This is a genomic window from Aquimarina besae (assembly GCF_042434905.1).
Taxonomy (GTDB): domain Bacteria; phylum Bacteroidota; class Bacteroidia; order Flavobacteriales; family Flavobacteriaceae; genus Aquimarina.
In genome coordinates this window covers 2,274,030-2,289,988 of the sequence record NZ_CP170199.1, presented here as the reverse complement: position 1 = coordinate 2,289,988, position 15,959 = coordinate 2,274,030, and the positions used below count along the sequence as shown (strand labels likewise).

Annotated in this window: 13 protein-coding genes and 1 tRNA gene; 5 read left to right on the top strand and 9 right to left on the bottom strand. The window is 33.5% G+C overall.

Features of this window, described 5'->3' with window-relative positions; genetic code table 11:
- The first annotated feature begins 3 nt into the window (after positions 1–3).
- The 3 genes from ACE94K_RS09890 (at position 4) to ACE94K_RS09880 (ending at position 4,076) form a co-directional block, all read left to right on the top strand.
- Positions 4–1,899, top strand: coding sequence for a peptidase M61 (locus ACE94K_RS09890; protein ID WP_378183569.1), 1,896 nt, complete (start codon positions 4–6; stop codon positions 1,897–1,899).
- 72 nt (positions 1,900–1,971) lie between these two features.
- Positions 1,972–3,276, top strand: a complete 1,305-nt coding sequence (locus ACE94K_RS09885; protein WP_378183566.1) for a DUF819 domain-containing protein — start codon at positions 1,972–1,974, stop codon at positions 3,274–3,276.
- Between the two features lie 59 nt (positions 3,277–3,335).
- Positions 3,336–4,076 carry a DUF4369 domain-containing protein gene (locus tag ACE94K_RS09880; protein ID WP_378183563.1) on the top strand — a complete coding sequence of 247 codons (741 nt, stop codon included), beginning with the start codon at positions 3,336–3,338 and terminating at the stop codon, positions 4,074–4,076.
- 27 nt (positions 4,077–4,103) lie between these two features.
- Here ACE94K_RS09880 and ACE94K_RS09875 read toward each other — a convergent pair whose 3' ends face one another.
- Positions 4,104–5,858 (bottom strand): helix-turn-helix domain-containing protein, encoded by a 1,755-nt coding sequence (locus ACE94K_RS09875; RefSeq protein WP_378183560.1) that lies wholly within the window; start codon positions 5,856–5,858, stop codon positions 4,104–4,106.
- A gap of 433 nt (positions 5,859–6,291) precedes the next feature.
- On the opposite strand from ACE94K_RS09875, the gene ACE94K_RS09870 reads away from it, so the two are divergent.
- Positions 6,292–8,574 carry a S9 family peptidase gene (locus ACE94K_RS09870; protein ID WP_378183557.1) on the top strand — a complete coding sequence of 761 codons (2,283 nt, stop codon included), beginning with the start codon at positions 6,292–6,294 and terminating at the stop codon, positions 8,572–8,574.
- Positions 8,575–8,695: 121 nt separating this feature from the next.
- Complete coding sequence (locus tag ACE94K_RS09865; RefSeq protein ID WP_378183554.1) at positions 8,696–9,586, top strand: M50 family metallopeptidase; 891 nt, start codon at positions 8,696–8,698, stop codon at positions 9,584–9,586.
- 363 nt (positions 9,587–9,949) lie between these two features.
- Here ACE94K_RS09865 and ACE94K_RS09860 read toward each other — a convergent pair.
- The 8 genes from ACE94K_RS09860 to ACE94K_RS09825 form a co-directional block, all read right to left on the bottom strand.
- Positions 9,950–10,023, bottom strand: a tRNA-Thr gene (locus tag ACE94K_RS09860).
- A gap of 58 nt (positions 10,024–10,081) precedes the next feature.
- A complete protein-coding gene (locus tag ACE94K_RS09855; RefSeq protein WP_378183551.1) occupies positions 10,082–10,348 on the bottom strand; it encodes a hypothetical protein in 267 nt (88 codons plus the stop codon).
- 58 nt (positions 10,349–10,406) lie between these two features.
- Complete coding sequence (locus ACE94K_RS09850; RefSeq protein WP_378183549.1) at positions 10,407–11,384, bottom strand: type I phosphomannose isomerase catalytic subunit; 978 nt, start codon at positions 11,382–11,384, stop codon at positions 10,407–10,409.
- Complete coding sequence (locus ACE94K_RS09845; RefSeq protein WP_378183546.1) at positions 11,377–11,838, bottom strand: peroxiredoxin; 462 nt, start codon at positions 11,836–11,838, stop codon at positions 11,377–11,379. The genes ACE94K_RS09850 and ACE94K_RS09845 overlap by 8 nt, the downstream gene beginning before the upstream one ends.
- Before the next feature lie 6 nt (positions 11,839–11,844).
- Positions 11,845–12,255, bottom strand: a complete 411-nt coding sequence (locus ACE94K_RS09840; RefSeq protein ID WP_378183543.1) for a 6-pyruvoyl tetrahydropterin synthase family protein — start codon at positions 12,253–12,255, stop codon at positions 11,845–11,847.
- Positions 12,252–12,770, bottom strand: a complete 519-nt coding sequence (gene idi, locus ACE94K_RS09835; protein WP_378183540.1) for an isopentenyl-diphosphate Delta-isomerase — start codon at positions 12,768–12,770, stop codon at positions 12,252–12,254. Before idi ends, ACE94K_RS09840 begins: the two co-directional genes overlap by 4 nt.
- A 170-nt stretch (positions 12,771–12,940) precedes the next feature.
- Entirely contained in the window at positions 12,941–14,899 is a 1,959-nt protein-coding gene (locus tag ACE94K_RS09830; RefSeq protein ID WP_378183537.1) for an OmpA family protein, read from the bottom strand.
- A gap of 86 nt (positions 14,900–14,985) precedes the next feature.
- On the bottom strand, positions 14,986–15,942 hold the full coding sequence (locus tag ACE94K_RS09825; RefSeq protein ID WP_378183534.1) for a type IX secretion system membrane protein PorP/SprF: 957 nt from the start codon (positions 15,940–15,942) through the stop codon (positions 14,986–14,988).
- Positions 15,943–15,959 lie beyond the last annotated feature (17 nt).

The following is a 15,959-nucleotide window of genomic DNA, read 5'->3' as shown; positions in this document are numbered from 1 at the left end:
CTTGTGCTAAGAAAAATTAAGCTGACTAGAATCCTAGTCCTTTACATTGTTGTTCTATATTCTTTCGTGGGTTGCAAATCCACAGAATCTTCAGTAAAAGTAGATACTACACCTATCATCGCTTCTATAGATCTGGTAGATGTAGTTAATGATAAAGTCAAAGTAGAACTAAAAATTACAAATATAAATTCGGACACTATTAGTTACTACCTACCAAAAATTGTTCCCGGAACCTACCAAAACAGTAATTACGGTAAATACATTGAAAGCTTTAAGGCTTTTGATGACCAAGGAAATGAATTATTTGCAAAAAAATACGGCGATAATCGTTGGAAAATTAATAACGCATATCAGTTAAGTTCTATTACTTATTTGGTAAATGATACGTTTGACTCTGAAGAAACACATCAAATATTCTCCCCAACAGGCACTAACATTTTACAAAACAAAAATTTTATACTTAACCTTTATGCTTTTATTGGATATTTTGATAAAATGAAGGAAAGAAAGTACAACCTTTTCATCAAGCATCCAATAGATATGGAAGCATCCACTTCTTTAACCGAATATCTGCCTAAAGAACCAGAGATTGGAGCGCTCTACGATACAGATGTTTTTATTTTTAAGAGATATGCAGATTTGGCAGATTCTCCTATAATGTATTCCATACCTGATAAAGTGACGTTTACAATTAATGAAATCGAGGTGTTGTTAAGCGTATACTCTCCTAATAAAATGCATCGTGCGGCACAGTTGATGCCGCAAATGGAACGAATGATAAGAGCTCAAAAGAATTTTTTGGGATATATTAATACCACCAAAAAATATAGTGTCCTACTCTATCTATCCACCGCCAAAAATGATGATGCCAAAGGTTTTGGCGCATTGGAACATAACACTTCTACGCTAGTCGTACTACCAGAGTCCATACCAATAACAAAGCTCAATGAATCATTGACAGATGTAGTTTCTCACGAATTTTTTCATATCGTGACACCATTGAGCATCCATGCCGAGGAAATTCATAATTTTGATTACAACAACCCAAAAATGTCTAAGCATTTATGGTTGTATGAAGGAACTACCGAATATTTTTCATTGCTATTTCAAATTAATCAGGCACTTATAGGTAAAGATGTTTTTTTTGAACGTGTTTTGGAAAAAATAAACAACGCTAAAAGCTTTGATAACACGTTTTCATTTACAGAAATGAGCGAAAATATTTTACAAGAACCTTATCTTAAAAATTATCGTAACGTATATGAAAAAGGAGCTCTAATTTCTATGTGTATAGATATAATTATGCGAGAAAAAAGTAATGGAGCGTATGGCATTCTTGATCTTATTAAAGGATTATCAGGTAGATTTGGAAGTGAAAAACCTTTTAAGGATGAAGAACTCATTGAAATCATCAAAGAGATCTCGTATCCTGAAGTAGCAAATTTTTTAAATACGCACGTCCTTAACAATACTCCTATCGATTATGGTTTCTATTTGGAAAAAGCCGGGCTGACTTATAACACTGTAGAAATCCCTTCAGGCTATTTTATACATGAACAAGAACCGTTTATCAAAGGTTCTGAAGCGACCAAAGAAGTAGTTTTTACTGATGGTGCAGAACGTAATACCTTTTTGAAGCAATTAGGAATAAAATCCGGAGATGCTTTATTGGGTATCGGAAATAAAAAATACACGATCAAAAATATTTACGATTTATTTAGTGACTCTAGCAAATGGAATATTGGGGATGATATTACTTTTACTATCCAACGTGGTCAAAATATTTTAAAACTAACCTCCAAAGTGATTCAACCTACTGTAGAAAAAGTAATTTTAAAACAAAATCCTACCGCTACAAAGAAGCAAATCGCCATCTTAAAGAGCTGGATTAACGACTAGCTACTCATCTACATCTGATTTCGTTCAAAAATCGTATTTTGCACGCCATCTCATAACAAAAGAACTCACTCTATGGAAAATCCACCTTTTTTCACCAATGATACTATTGTTTTTGGAATTCTATTTCTATGTTTAGGTCTTGTATTTTATACATCATCAATTAAAAAAGGGTTTTGGCAAAGTTTCTATAAGTTTATTCCCGCCCTTTTACTTTGCTATTTTATTCCTGCCATATTTACTTCTCTTGGAATCATTGCTCCCGAATGGAAAGAACTGGATACCGATGGAGAACTTATAAAAAAATCATCCAGCGTTTATTATATTGCTAGTAGATATTTACTTCCTGCTTCATTAGTGTTAATGACATTAAGTATTGATCTAAAAGGAATTTTTAATTTGGGGCCAAAGGCATTGATCATGTTTTTCACCGGAACAGTTGGAGTTATCATTGGTGGGCCCTTGGCTATATTGATTATCTCCATATTCTCACCGGAGACTGTGGGTGGGGCCGAATTTGATGCTGTTTGGAGAGGATTATCAACACTAGCTGGAAGCTGGATCGGAGGTGGTGCGAATCAGGCGGCAATGCTGGAAATTTATCAATATAATCCTGATAAATATGGTGGAATGGTATTAGTGGATATCGTGGTTGCTCAAATATGGATGGCTATATTACTCATCGGTATCGGAAAAAGTAAAAAAATTGATCGCTGGTTAAAAGCCGACAGCAGTGCTATAGAATCTTTGAAAGAAAAAGTATCATCCTATGCCGAGAGTATTACGAGAAACCCAACATTAACCGATTTTATGGTAATGCTTTCCATTGCATTCACTACAGTTGGATTGTCGCATTGGGGTGCTAATGGTATCTCTGGTTTTTTATCAGCTAATTTTGAAATTTTTAATGATAAAAGCTCAGCATTATCTTCTTTTACATCGCAATTTTTCTGGATGATTACCATTGCAACTGCCATAGGAATTTTATTATCATACACAAAAGTAAAACGATATGAGGGTGCCGGAGCCAGTAAAATAGGTAGTATTTTCATCTACATTCTGGTTGCCACTATTGGTATGAAAATGGACTTAACGCAAATATTGAAAAATCCGGGACTTATTGGTATCGGTTTAGTCTGGATGCTCATACACGTTTTGTTACTAATCGTAGTTGCTAAAATTATTAAAGCACCCTATTTTTTCCTTGCTGTAGGTAGTAAAGCTAATATTGGTGGAGCAGCCTCTGCTCCGGTGGTTGCAGCTGCTTTTCATCCCTCTCTTGCTACGGTAGGAGTATTATTGGCAGTATTTGGATATGTAGTAGGAACATACGGCGCAATTTTATGTACTATATTAATGCAAATTGCTTCGGGAAGTTAGTTTTTCAATCGAATTTGTAGCATCTTTGTACTCCAATTTTTAAAATTAAAAAACCATCAATGCAACGATTTTCTTATCTACTATTTATATCTATTCTTATACTAAGCTGTAGCACCCCAAAGAAAAAAGGAAATGTTTCTGTAAGTGGAACGGTAAAGGGACTTAAAAAAGGAACGTTATACCTTCAGAAGATAGAAGATACTATTTTAGTAAATCTGGATTCATTGGTGATTAATGGCGATCCACAATTCTCATTTCAAACTGATGTTGAGGAACCCGAAATACATTATTTATTCTTAGATAAACACGATGGTACTCAGTTCAACGATCGGATTGACTTTTTTGCAGAACCAGGCGAAATTACTATCTATACCTCATTAAATGGTTTTGAAAAAGATGCTGTGATATCCGGAGGTAAGAACCAAACAAAATTAGTGGAGTATAATAAGATGAATAAACGATTCGAAGAAAGAAATCTAAGAATCATTAAAGAAGATTATGAAGCTAAGAAGCAAAATGACGAAGAAAAATTAGCCGAAAATGACAAGGCTTATAAAAACTTGTTAAGACAGAAGTATCTATATACAATTAACTTTGCTATTAACAACAAAAAGCTAGAAGTAGCTCCGTATATAACGCTTAATGAAGTTTTTGATGCCAATATCAAATACCTTGATACAGTAGCAAATTCTTTATCTCCAAGAGTTAGAAAATCAATATACGGAAAACAACTTACCAAATACATTGAAGAAAGAAAAGCCAAAGAGAGTAAAAAGGTTACCGAAAGTGCAGAGAATTAGCTATCCGTTTAGAATTTATTGAAAATATCAATCCAAAGCATTTAACTTTTTGATGTAAAAAGAAGGTAACAAACCAGTATGCTTCTTAAAATATTTGGTAAAAGAATCAGCACTTTTATATCCTAACTCTTCTGCAATACCTTGTATGCTATATGCTCTAAATCGACTGTCTTTTTTAAGACGAACAAGTACATAATTAATTCTTAAGTCATTTATATAAGCATTAAAGGTTTTTTGATAATGTGAGTTCATCACTTTTGACAGATAAGAAGTATTAGTTTTTATCTTCTTGGCAGTAGTATACGCACTACATTCTTGTTTTAGAAAATAATGTTGTTCTTCCAATTTTTTTAGTCCTTGTAAAATATTTGTTATTGTTTCTTCATTGATTTCGTTAGTTTCCTTTTTGGACTTCGATTCATTTTCAGAATCATTTGTTGATATCTGAACGGATTCTTCTTTTTCTATACTGTTTACCAAAGCTAAAAACTGCTCTTCATTTTTGTTTTTTAACTTATAAAAACGAATCAGCATAATCAGTAAAAACAGAATAACCAATAAACCACCGAGAACAAGGTATTTAAGTAAAGAATCTGCAGAACTTTTCTCTGCCTGTAATACCTCTAATTCTTTTTTAAATTCTGCCACTTCTCTTTTTCTAATACCAAGAGATACCGAATCCATAATTTTATCAAAACGAGTATTCGCCTTTTCATAATGCTCATAATAATAATTGGATCGTTCATAATCACCCAACATTTTATACGACTTAGCTAAAAACTTAAAGTCAAGCTTTGAAAAAGAATGTAAAGTCTCTGGGATACTATCGGCATCACCAAATTTTTCGATTAATTCAATTCCTCGCTTATACTTTTTTTGATTATAGTATAATTCCGCCTGAATATAATCTATAAGACTTATTCCACTAAATCCTTTATCTTTCATTTTAGCACTATCAAGATATCTCTCAGCCAAATCAAATTGTTTATTCAATACGGCGGTAGAAGCGACATATGTATACATACGACTGTATTCTGAAGAATCATTTACTTCTTTAATTCTATCTCGATAAAGACTACTGTATTTTGCTAATGAGTCTACTTTTGATATTCCATTGAACCAATAAAATCGATAGATTAAATCCAGTATCTTAATTTTTAATAAAGGGATGTCTTTTTTTATATCCGCAAAGGTTTCAGAACCTCTATCTAAGTCGTAAAAAACATTTTTTAATTGTTTCAGTCCGGCAACCTGATCCCCACTGAAGGTACTGATATAAGCAATTTGTTTTCTGCTATCTACGATTGTGAACATATCATTTTCTTGTATTGCCAGTGACAAAGCCTGTTCATATGATAACAATGACTTTGCCCATATTCCATTATAAAAATGTATATATCCTTCTAGCAACTTTTGTTTAGCTAAATAAACACCTTCTCCATAATTATTTTGCACAAAAAGATTGTAATTATCATATGCCCTTCTATACTCGTCATTTTTAAACCTAATAAAAGAAATTCTTACTTTAATATATAACCACTCAGCCTGAGTTGCGGCACTTCCTCCTGCCATTATCTTATCAGAAAGCAACTGCATTTCTTTTTTAACGACATCAAGATCCGGCTTTTTAATAAAGTAATTCAGTAATTGATAAGAAGTCTTACCAGTAAGTTCTTCAAATTCTGTTATGAATTCCTCTTGAGAACTTTTGTCCTGTCCGTAGCTAACACCAAAAAACAGGATATATAATAAAAACAAAATACGTGGCGGGATCAATCTCATATCTATAGGTATCCGTAACCTGAAAATGTTACAAAAATCAAAGATACCTTTTAATTTTACTTAGCAAAGAAGGATTGCCTATATGTTTTTGTGCAAAAATCGTCCCCAAATTTATAAAAACAGGGAATCCACTACTGAGCTTAATCAAACTTATTAAAAAACAAAAAATCCTTTAAAATAAGCAGCTAACAAGACATTTGGTCTTCCCTATTTTCCTAAAACGAGGTATACTCTACTTGTTCTTTGCATGCCTTTGTCTGTTCTTTGAACTCAGAAAACAACACCAAAAAACACCACTGTATGAAACAGACGAAGCTTTCTCAAAAAATTAAATTAATAAAATTTTTAATAGGTATTGTGGTTGGGATCACAGTGTATATCGCTATTAAAATAATCTTCTAATTATTAAAATCAATCTATAAAAAGAAAACAAATGAATACTATTATAAAACTAATTATAACCTTTTTCCTTGGATTAATAGGCACTATCTCACAAGCACAAGACTTAGCTGGTTCTTGGAAAGGAACATTAACGGTTCAAGGAACTGAGGTAGAGATGATATACAACTTCACAAACAACAATAATCAAATCGATGTTACACTAGATATTCCTATGCAAGGTCTTAGCGGCTTTTCTCTAGATGGAGCTACACTGGATCAAAATAAAGTTTCTATAACATCCAAAAAATTACAACTCAGCTATAGTGGGACTTTAGAAGGTAAAGAAATAAAAGGCACCTATAGTCAGGCAGGACAAAGTTATCCTTTAAATCTTATAAAAACTGAAAAAACAATTCCCGGAAATTCTAGTCTTCCATCGACGAAAGAAGATTTAGCAAAAATTGCAGCTTTAGAAACAGGCGACTTCAAATACTCTGTTGAAGATTTCTATAAAATGCCTGAGGCATCTAATTTTAAGCTTTCTCCTGATGGCTCATATATCTCGTACTTTAAAAGAAATGACGAAGGAAAACGTGATTTATATGTGAAAAACGTACAGAATCAAACAGAAACTTTAGTTGCTGCGCAAAAAGAGGATGTCATATTAGGATATTCATGGGCCACAAATGATCGAATCCTTTTTACACAAGATCGAGGAGGAAATCAAAACTACCACATTTTCGGAGTAGATATAGACGGGAAAAACAAAAAAGAATTAACTCCTTACGAGGGCGTAAAGGCAAGTATCGTTAAAGTATTGAGAGATGATCCTGATCATATAATTATTGAAATGAATAAGGACAACAAAAAGCAGGAAGAACCCTATAAGTTAAATATTAAAACAGCTACTTTAGAAAAACTATATACACATCAAAAAGATGAAGATCCAATACCTTCAGGAGGATATATTTTTGATAAAAACGGTGTATTAAGATCTATAACTCACATTAAAAACGGTGTAGATTTCATTTTAGACTACAAAATAGATAACACCTACACTACAATAGCTAATACTAGTGTAACAAGCGGTGAAGGACTTAACATTATAACCTTTAATTATCAGACTCCGTATCCGCATGACGCTTATATAGTCTCTAACCTGAACACAGATAAATACGAAATTCAATTATTTGATTTAAAGAAAAACAAGAAAATTAAAACAATCCTTGCAAATGCTATTTATGATGCCGCTAATTTGTCTATTTCGAAGAAAAGAAATTACGAGGTTGACTATACAGTTTATAACGGAGCAAAGGTTGAGGTAATACCCGTGAGTAAGACCTATAAGAAAGTAATGAAACGTCTTAAAAAGGAGTTTGGAGACAGACAATTCTATACATCCTATAAGTCGAACGATGAGAACATATATATGGTTACTGTTACCAGCGATAAGATCGTAGGCGAGTATTATATCTATAATGTAAAAGAAGACAGTATAACATTGCTATACAAAGTCCTACCCCACCTTAAAGAAAAGGACTTAGCACCTATGAAACCGATCAGTTTTATCAGTAGAGACGGGTTTACTATCCACGGTTATATAACGCTACCCAAAGAAGCTCTCAAAGGCAAAAAAGTTCCTGCCATAATTTATCCACACGGAGGCCCACAAGGTGTAAGGGATTCTTGGGGATTTATTGCAGACAATCAATTATTTGCTAGCAGAGGGTATGCTACAATAAATATTAATTTTAGAATTTCAGGAGGTTATGGAAAGGAATTTACCAAAGCTGGATTTAAACAAATTGGACGTAATGTTATGAATGATCTCGAGGATGGCCTGGCATATGTGATTGAACAGGGATGGGTTGATCAAGAAAAGGTCGCAATATTCGGTGTGAGTCACGGTGGGTATGCTGTATTGCGTGGATTAACTAAAACACCAAACTTATACGCCTGTGGTATAGACTATGTAGGAGTATCGAATTTGAATACGTTTATGAACACAATTCCAGCCTACTGGGAAAAATACCGAGAATGGTTTTACGCAACCTGGTACAACCCAAATGATCCAAAAGAACAAACTATTATGGATGAAATTTCTCCTTCACTACATACTGATAAAATTATAAAACCTTTATTCGTAATTCAAGGCGCTAATGATCCTAGAGTAAACATTGACGAATCGGATCAAATTGTAAGTAAATTAAGAAATAGAGGGATTGAGGTTCCTTACATGGTAAAATATGATGAAGGACATGGTTTTTACAAAGAAAACAACAGAATAGAATTATACAGAACGATTATGGGTTTTCTAGCTAGTAACTTAAAATAAATTGGATTTAAAATCATATCAATGTTAGAGCCTAAAATTTTCAAACTTTTGGGCTCTGACTAAAAAAATAAATCACTAAAAGAACTTTTACCAAACAACTGCTATAACAGATTTTACTATTATGAAAAAAGAAATAAAACTATCTAAATATCTAATCTATCTATTAATAGGTGTCATAAGTTGTATTATCACCGTCTACATCAAAAAAAATTACTTTATTAGAGATATTGCATATAACTCTATTTTTGAGAAATGTTTACTAATAATAGGGACAATAGTATTATCATTTGTAGTAATAGGAATTCACGAATTAGGTCATCTGATCACTGGTCTTTTTCAAGGCTTTAAATTTCAATTGTTTGTCATAGGTCCTTTAGGTATAAAACGGGAAGATGACAAGACTAAACTATACTTAAATAAAAACCTGGGATATTATGGAGGGATCGCTGCTACTATCCCTTCTGCGGATCACCCAGACAATGCTCAGAAATTTGCTAATGTGATTTTAGCCGGACCCATCACATCTTTATTTTTGGCCATCATTTTGATTAGTATTGGTTATTTTTTTGAAAAGCCTTTGCAATCTCTTTTATATACCTCTGGATTGATATCAATAGGAATATTTTTTGCTACAACAATTCCTTCTAAATCCGGAATGTTTTTTTCGGATAGAAAAAGATACCAAAGACTCACTAAACCGGGAAAAGATCAAGATGTAGAACTTGCATTGTTAAGAATACTAGGTAATTATTCTAAAGATAATTCATATGAGAATGTTCGTAAAAACGACATTGACACTTTAGTTTCCGACGATACTCCTTTTATCCGTTTTTTTGGTCTGTCTACTCTTATATGCTTTCAGTTAGAAAAAAACAGAATTATTGAAGAACAGGTATTAGAAGATTATAGAAAAGTATCCGAGAAAATGCCTAAAAGCATCATAAAAGCTTTTGATAAAGAAATAGAAAAATATAAAGCAAAAATTATTGAGGAAAGACGAGGTATCGTTTAAATTTGTTTTCTCTATAACATCTTTGAGATAAAGACTCCATTCATATGCTGTATTGATAAAAGCTTTTAATCCAGTACAATTCTGGTTTATGAAGTAAATCCCAACTCCTTTTAGAAATTGGGATTTACACTTTGAAGAGCCGATAGAGGGACTCCCTTCGACTGGACTCAGGGTAAACCTCTCGTCCCTTTTATAATTCTAGTCATAAAAAAATCCCAACTCCTTTTAGAAATTGGGATTTACACTTTGAAGAGCCGGTAGAGGGACTCCCTTCGACCACGCTCAGGGTAAACCTCTCGTCCCTTTACAATTCTAGCCATAAAAAAATCCCAACTCCTTTTAGAAATTGGGATTTACACTTTGAGCCGATAGAGGGACTCGAACCCACGACCTGCTGATTACAAATCAGCTGCTCTAGCCAGCTGAGCTATATCGGCAAAGCGGTTGCAAATATAATTTCTGAAATCATATTTGCAAATACTTTTTTAAAAAAAATTATAATGAATTTACTTTTTCGACTAAAGACTTTGCCGTTTTTTCTAAATCTTCCTTGATAGACTTAAAATGCTTTGAGGCATTTTCTACATTTCGGTCACTCACCCTCGCCATAAATGAGTCAAAAGATGTAATAGCCTCGTCAATAATCACTTCTGCTTCTTTTTTGTCCTTATCCGGATTATTTTCTTCCCAGATATACACTTCCTCGATAATATCACCTAATACGTAGTTAATATCCTTCTTTAGGTTTCTTTTATTTGCCATTTCTAATATATTTTATGCAAAATTAGTCTTTTAAACCATTTATCAAACGGTTTTGGTTTTAAATATAGGTCTGTAAAAGTTTTACTCCTTTTGAAACTACATTTATCTCTTTTATTGAAGCAGGAACCAAAATCGTTTCTCCAAATTGCATCCTTATTTCTTGTTCCCCAGCTTTAATAATTGCTTGACCTTGAACACACATATAAATAACAAATGAATCATAAGGTAAGTGAGAAATGAGTACTTCTCTATCTACCTCCAAAATATTTGTGATGAAATGAGGGCAATTTACTAAATCAATAAGCTGATTCATTTTTATTTTGTAATCAACCTTGTAACTAGTATCATTATTAAAATCAATGGCGTCTAAAGCCTCTTTTTGGTGTAGTTCTCTAAAATTTCCATCGGCATCTTTACGATCCCAATCATAAACCCGATAAGTAATATCTGATGTTTGCTGTATCTCTGCTAATAAAACCCCTTTTCCGATGGCATGGATCAATCCTGAATAGACAAAAAAGGTATCTCCGGCAGTTACAGGTTCATAGTGCAAAATATCTTTAATGGTTTTATTGGTCACGTGCTTTTGATACAATTCCGGGCTTACTTCTTGATTGAAACCAATAATAATATTAGCGTCTTCATCTGTCTGAACCACGTGCCACATTTCGGTTTTACCAAGAGAATTATGTTTTTGCCTGGCTATTTCATCACCTGGATGTAATTGTACGGAGAGATCTTCTTTAGCATCAATAAACTTGATCAGTAAAGGAAATTTAGTTCCGAAACGTTTAAAATTCTTCTCTCCAACCAGTTTTTCTTTATACTTAATTAGAAGTTCTTTTAACGTTTTACCAATTAAAGGTCCATTACTTACTACAGAGACATCCTCTTCTACATCACTTATTTCCCAACTTTCTCCAATAGATGAGCCTTTTGATTCTTTTCCTAAAAGATTATTCAATTTAGAGCCTCCCCATATTTTTTCTTTTAGAATTGGTTCAAACTTTAATATGTATAGTGAATCGCTATTCATTCATCATCTCTTTGACTGTTTTAATAGCTTGTTTTAAATGCTTTGAAGCGTTCATACTATTAAATTTAAGCCTTATTACTCCTAGCTTATCCACTACATAGGTTTCTCTACCAGGTAGTACACCAAAAAACCCTGCTTTTACACCAAAAAGCTTTCTAAGATTACCCCTTTCGTCGGATAAAAAAATAAAAGGTAATTTATATTTGTTTTTAAATCTTTCGTGAGACTTCACACTATCTGAACTTATGCCTATAACCTCTACCCCTTCTTTTTTGAAATCCTCATAACTATCTCTAAAGTCACAAGCTTCTTTTGTACAACCCGGAGTAAAGTTTTTTGGATAGAAATAAATCACCAGTGGTTTTTTTCCTACAAACTCATTGCTATGAAAATCACCTCCATCATCTTTTGTAGCGGTAAATTCAGGAATTTTGTCTCCTACCTGTAGTCCCATATCGTTTTATTTACCATTATAGATAACATAGTTACGCGGAGTCTCATAAAGCGTTACCTCAATATCATATTTCTTATCCAGTTTTTTGCGAAGTCTATTCCATATCACTACCGCTATATTTTCTGCTGTAGGATTTAAACTCTTGAACTCTTCTACCTCTTCATTTAGGTTTTTATGATCCATATAATCTTCTACCTCGGATTTGATGTAGTCTTTTAAAATTTTCAGATCAATTAAAAAACCTGTTTCAGGATCAATCTCTCCTATTACTGCAACAACAAGTTCATAATTGTGACCGTGGTATAAAGGGTTACTGCATTTTCCAAAAACCTGAGCATTTTTTTCGTCGCTCCAATCTTTTCTGTAAAGTCGATGTGCAGCATTAAAATGTGCTTTTCTACAGGCTTTTATTTTCATAATATAATGTGTGAATAAAATTTATCAAATATAATCTTAAACCAAGCGGTATATAGATTAGGATTTTTAACCATATCTTCTTTTATGGCTTCTATAGCCATCCATTTCCAGTCCGAAACTTCTTCAGGGTTGATCACAGGATCATTTTCATAGTGTCCAACCATTACGTGATCCAGCTCGTGCTCTGTAAGTCCATTATCAAATGGAGCTTTATAAATAAAAGATATTGTTTCTTTAAGCGGAGTTGTAAACCCCATTTCTTCTTGTAACCTTCTGGTTCCTGCCTCAATATTGGTTTCTCCTTCTCGCTGATGGCTGCAACACGTATTTGTCCATAATCCGGGTGAATGATATTTATGATGTCCACGCTGCTGTAACATCAATTCTCCTTTATTATTGAGAATAAAGACAGAAAACGCTCTATGTAACAACGCTTTTTCGTGTGCTTCGAGTTTAGGCATCAAGCCTATTTGCTCATCATTTTCATTAACCAAAATGACTTTTTCTTCTTCCATTTCTTAGTATTGGCTCAAAACTACGAAATCGTAGTAGCAATTCATAATCTATCCTATTTTTGGCATAAAATAAAGAATTGTTTACGCTTGTTAAATTGAAAAACACCTTATAAATAAGGTGTTTTGAATAGACAAAGAGTTATTCTTGATCTATATAGGGTTATTATGTATTACTTGACAATTATAAATTCACTTCGTCTATTTAACTGGTATTCAGATTTTTTGCAATTAGAATCATTTCCACAGTCATTAACAGGCTGTGTTTCTCCATATCCTTTGCTTGTTAAACGTTCTGCCGAAATACCTTTGGCTACCATATAATCTACTGTAGATTTAGCTCTTTGATCTGATAACCACATATTATACGCATCATCTCCGTGGCTATCGGTGTGTGATCTTACATCAATCTTCATCTCTGGATATTGATTCATAACTTCGATCACTTTAGCCAGTTCTACTGCCGCATCTGGTCTGATATAAGACTGATCAAAATCAAAATAAATAGGATTAAGCGATAATACTTTTGCCAGATCATCTCCAACATCAGCAGATTTTACTTTTTTGTCTAACAGTAGAGGCACATCTATCGTTTCTGTTTTGCCTGGAGTTTCTACTAATTTTTCTACGGTAGTATATGCCTCTTTTTCGGCTCTAACAAAATATTTCGAGCTACATTTTACTAAGTGATTATATGTCGCATCTTCTCCTACTGTAAAACTCTCTAACAAATTGTTACTACTATCATAAATAGAAACTTTCGTTCCAGGTAGTAATTCTTGAGTGTCTTTATCCTTTACAACACCAGCAATTGTAATCTCACAGAAGCTTCTGAGATCTTCTAGCTGCAAAAAGCTGTAAATATCATCTTTTCCTCTTCCTCCCTCTCTATTTGATGAAAAATATCCTCTTTTTGATTTATCATCAACTATAAAAGCAAAATCATCATCCGGACCATTTACAGGTTTACCAATATTAACAACCAGTTTTTCCTCATCTGTTTGTGGGTTAAGTCTGGTAACGTACACGTCTAATCCTCCAAGTCCAATATGCCCATCAGAGGCAAAATATAGGTCGTTGTTAGCACTTACAAAAGGGAACGTTTCCTTTCCTTCGGTGTTGATTCTATCTCCCAAATTTTTAGGCTCTCCGAAACTTCCGTCAGAATTAATAGCAACTTCATAAATATCTGATTGTCCCTCTCCACCAGGCATATCAGACGAAAAATACAACGTCTTTTCGTCTACACTGAGAGCGGGATGCGCCGTAGAATACTGATCGCTGTTAAATGGTAAGTTTTGTGGTGTTGTCCAACCTCCTTGTGGATTCTTATAAGAACGATAGATTTTTAATCTGTTAGTTCCCTCTTTATCATTCCCATATTTTCTACCATCATAATTGTTTCGGGTAAAATATACTGTTTGTCCATCTCTGGCAAAAACGGGGGTAGATTCGTGAAACTTGCTATTTATTTTACTGTCGAACTTTTCTATTTCAGAAAGTTCTCCATTGGTAGGATTATATTCAGCTCTGTAAAGATCCAGAAAAGGTTCTTCGTTCCACTGATGCACACTCTTTTTGAATAATAGTGTATCTCTAGAAGAACTGAAAACTACAAATCGTCCAAAAAATGCAGAACCAAAATCAGTGAATGAAGAATTAATAGAAGAGTTTTCTATTTCAAATCTTCCAGACTGAAAATCTATTCTTTCTAGATAATCTGGTTCTTCCTGAAATAACTGAGCACGTTGATCATCAGAACTTGATTCAACGAACTTTTTCATATATGTATCCGCATCATCGTAACGGCCAACTGATTTTAAGGTCTGGGCATATCTAAAATAATACTCTGGTTCTACTTCGTTTGGATAAGAATTCACTAATTCTTCATACCATTTTGAAGCTTCTTCAAATTGGCTATTGAAATAGTAACTATTCCCTAAGTTTTTATAAAGATCTGCGCTCTTATATCCCTTTTTCACTACTTTGAGATAGGTCTCTTGTGCATCTATATACTCGTATTTGTCATATTGGCTCTGAGCTGCTTTTAATTTTCTCTCTTGAGAAAAGGAAAGGTTTACAAAGAAAAACCCAATAAAAACAAACAATAACTTGTGTAATAATACCTTCATTTCGGTTTGACTATATTTTTATCTAAAATTAATTTATCTCAACTTTAATTTAAAATAGAACGCTATTTATATTTAGGTTCCGATAATTAAAAGAAGCGTGGCGTTAACATTCTGTTATACTTTCTAAACAGTTCAAAACGCAGCATAACTTCATAACTTCCGTCATTAAATTGTGTTCTTCCTAATTCGGTGGTTTCTTTATCGTAAGCAAATCCTATCATCAAAGAGTCTGACACTTGAAATCCAGCCATTGCGCTTAATGCGGCACTCCATCGATAAGCAACGCCCAACGTAAGTTTATCATATAACAAAAAATTAGCAGAAACATCAACTTGTAAAGGAGCTCCAAATACTAACTTACTAAGAACTGCTGGTTTAAATTTCACAGAGTCACTTAGATCAAAAACATGTCCCGCAATTAAATAATAGTTAATTCTTTCCTCAGCAATAAAAGTAGAAGAGTCATTACTTCCTACCGTAGCTTCCTCATCAAAATGATCTGTTTCTAATAAATTAGGCGCACTTAGACCTACATAAAACCTATCTGTATGATAATACAAACCAACCCCTACATTAGGACTTAGTTTATTATCAATATTGTTTTCGAAATTAGGGTCATTGATATCAAATTGGGATAATCTCTGAAAATCAACATTTAGTAAATGCCCTCCGGCCTTTAGACCAAAACTTAATTTTCCTCTTTCCGAAGTAGGTATGGTATACGAAAAGTCAACTCCAAAGTAAGTTTCGTCTGTCGGACCTATTTCATCATTGACAATAGAAAGTCCAAGACCTACTCTATTATTATCTCCTATTGGTGTATTTAGTGTAAGTGTCTGGGTACGTGGGGCTCCATCCAATCCAACCCATTGGCTACGGTGCATACCCATTATACTCATTACACCACGACTACCTGCATATGCCGGATTGACACTAATCGTATTATACATATACTGAGTATATTGAGCATCTTGTTGGGCATTTCCATAATTGGAAATCAAGCCGAGGATAACTAGCATAAATATCGTTAATAGTCTATTCATAAGTATCATAGTTTGAT

Bases quoted from the DNA above. Each gene is read 5' to 3' on its own strand.
- ACE94K_RS09885 (WP_378183566.1), top strand. From the start codon at position 1,972: ATGGAAAATCCACCTTTTTTCACCAATGATACTATTGTTTTTGGAATT.
- ACE94K_RS09880 (WP_378183563.1), top strand. From the start codon at position 3,336: ATGCAACGATTTTCTTATCTACTATTTATATCTATTCTTATACTAAGC.
- ACE94K_RS09875 (WP_378183560.1), bottom strand. From the start codon at position 5,858: ATGAGATTGATCCCGCCACGTATTTTGTTTTTATTATATATCCTGTTT.
- ACE94K_RS09870 (WP_378183557.1), top strand. From the start codon at position 6,292: ATGAATACTATTATAAAACTAATTATAACCTTTTTCCTTGGATTAATA.
- ACE94K_RS09865 (WP_378183554.1), top strand. From the start codon at position 8,696: ATGAAAAAAGAAATAAAACTATCTAAATATCTAATCTATCTATTAATA.
- ACE94K_RS09855 (WP_378183551.1), bottom strand. From the start codon at position 10,348: ATGGCAAATAAAAGAAACCTAAAGAAGGATATTAACTACGTATTAGGT.
- ACE94K_RS09850 (WP_378183549.1), bottom strand. From the start codon at position 11,384: ATGAATAGCGATTCACTATACATATTAAAGTTTGAACCAATTCTAAAA.
- ACE94K_RS09845 (WP_378183546.1), bottom strand. From the start codon at position 11,838: ATGGGACTACAGGTAGGAGACAAAATTCCTGAATTTACCGCTACAAAA.
- ACE94K_RS09840 (WP_378183543.1), bottom strand. From the start codon at position 12,255: ATGAAAATAAAAGCCTGTAGAAAAGCACATTTTAATGCTGCACATCGA.
- idi (WP_378183540.1), bottom strand. From the start codon at position 12,770: ATGGAAGAAGAAAAAGTCATTTTGGTTAATGAAAATGATGAGCAAATA.
- ACE94K_RS09830 (WP_378183537.1), bottom strand. From the start codon at position 14,899: ATGAAGGTATTATTACACAAGTTATTGTTTGTTTTTATTGGGTTTTTC.
- ACE94K_RS09825 (WP_378183534.1), bottom strand. From the start codon at position 15,942: ATGAATAGACTATTAACGATATTTATGCTAGTTATCCTCGGCTTGATT.